Consider the following 1,966-nt stretch of genomic DNA (forward strand, 5'->3'; position numbering starts at 1 on the left):
GACCCAGGCGGGCGCCGCTTCGGCATTTTCCGGCTTCGTGCTGGCGACCACGGCTTTCGTCGTGGGTGCCGCGCTGTCCTGGTGGACTTCGCTGCCCGGCTGGGCAGGCACCCTGCACCCGATGACGCTGGGCCTGGCCATGGGTGGCGCCCTCACCGCTTGGACCGCCTTGAGGCGGGTGCAGCGGCATGGCCTGGCGCCACACTCTGCTTGAGCACCCAAGCTCCTGATCACACCCAGCCCATGCACGCCACCACGCCCGACCCTGCCCAGTCCGACGAGCCGCTGTGGGTGCTCACCGGCCCCACCGCCTGCGGCAAAACGGCCGTGGCGCTGGCCATGGCTGAGCGACAGCATGGTGGCCGCCCGATCGAGATCGTCAGCGTCGACTCGGCCCTGATCTACCGCGAGATGAACATCGGCACGGCCAAGCCCACGGCCGAGGAGTTGGCGCAGGTGCCGCACCACCTCATCGACATCGTCGACCCGCTTGAACGCTACAGCGCCGCCCGCTTCGTGGCCGACGCCACCGAGGCCATCGCAGACATTCGCTCGCGCGGTGGCAGGCCGTTGCTGGTGGGCGGCACCATGCTCTACCTCAAGGCCCTGCTCGAAGGCATGGACGAGATGCCCGCCATCGCGCCCGAGGTGCGCGCCGAACTCGATGCGCGCATGAAGGCGCAAGGCAGCGTGGCCCTGCACGCCGAGTTGCAGCAAGTGGACCCGGTCACCGCCGCGCGCCTGGCACCGGGCGACACGCAACGCATTCAGCGCGCGCTGGAGGTCTTCCATGGCACCGGGCAGCCGCTGTCGCACTTCCACAGCAAGCAGGCCGATTCGCCGCCTCGCGTGAGCGCGACCCTGGTGTCGCTCGAGCCCACCGAGCGCGCCTGGCTGCACCGCCGCGTGGCGCTCCGCTTCGAGCAGATGATGGCCCAAGGCTTCATCGACGAAGTCCAGCGCCTGCGCGCACGCGGCGACCTCGATGCCGACCTGCCCTCGATCCGCTGCGTGGGTTATCGCCAGGTGTGGGAGGCCTTGGATGAGGGCTTGAACCTGGCCGACCCCCAGGTGCGCCACGAGGTCACGCAGCGGGGCATCGCGGCCACACGCCAACTGGCCAAACGCCAGGTGACCTGGCTGCGCAGCATGCCGAACCGACACGTGCTGGCCTGCGACGATGGCCGCGACGCGCAAGCGCTGGCCGATGCCGCGTGTGGCATCTTCACGGCACACGCATGATGCCAACGCGCCTCGCGCGACCAGTCCGCAGCAGACTTGATCTGAATTAAGGCCCCAGGCAGCCGGGCTGCCTACAGTCCCCATCCACGTTGGCCCCGTTGAGCCAACCCAGATCAAGGGACACCCATGCCGCAAGAGCTTTTCCGCCAGGGCGACCACGCCTGCCTGATGTTCTCCAACCTGGGTGACGAGGGTGGCGAGGCCGTGCAGGCCAACCAGTTCCTCATCGTCGACGGCGACCATGGCGCCATCATCGACCCGGACATCATCGCCTCGCTGGACCGCTGGATGACGGCCACGCCCGACCCCAAGCTCTACGTCTCGACCTTGTGGGAGCGCTTCGTGCCGCACTTCTGCAAGCCCGGCAAGACCACGGGGCGCGTGGTTGGCATCCCGGACGGCGGCATGCGCATCACCGTGGGTCGGCGCGAGCTCATCGCCCTGCCCGCGCACTTCATGCACGCCGAGGGCAACTTCCAGTTTTATGACCCCACGGCGCGCATCCTGTTCTCGGGCGACCTGGGCGTGTCGCTGGTGCCAGGCGAAGAAGCGCTCAGGCCCATCTCCTCGCTGAACCCGCTGCCGCGTGGCATGGAGGGCTTTCATCGGCGCTACATGGTCTCCAACAAGGTGCTGCGCTGCTGGGCGCGCATGGTGCGAGAGCTCAAGATCGACATGATCGTGCCGCAACACGGCTCGCCGCTGGTGGGCGAGCCGTGCCGCA

General features: G+C 68.6%; 2 protein-coding genes and 1 pseudogene. All 3 read left to right on the forward strand.

Features of this window, described 5'->3' with window-relative positions; genetic code table 11:
• Window positions 1–214: pseudogene (locus B2W70_RS09835) on the forward strand (hypothetical protein); the annotation flags it as partial.
• A 29-nt stretch (window positions 215–243) separates the two neighbouring features.
• Window positions 244–1,242 (forward strand): tRNA (adenosine(37)-N6)-dimethylallyltransferase MiaA, encoded by a 999-nt coding sequence (gene miaA, locus B2W70_RS09840; RefSeq protein WP_286745268.1) that lies wholly within the window; start codon window positions 244–246, stop codon window positions 1,240–1,242.
• Window positions 1,243–1,368: 126 nt separating this feature from the next.
• Window positions 1,369–1,966 (forward strand): MBL fold metallo-hydrolase (locus B2W70_RS09845; protein WP_286745270.1); only part of this gene is annotated, 598 nt, incomplete at its 3' end.

The sequence above is a fragment of the Aquabacterium sp. UBA2148 genome (assembly GCF_002328915.1).
GTDB classification, from domain to species: Bacteria; Pseudomonadota; Gammaproteobacteria; order Burkholderiales; family Burkholderiaceae_C; genus Aquabacterium; species Aquabacterium parvum.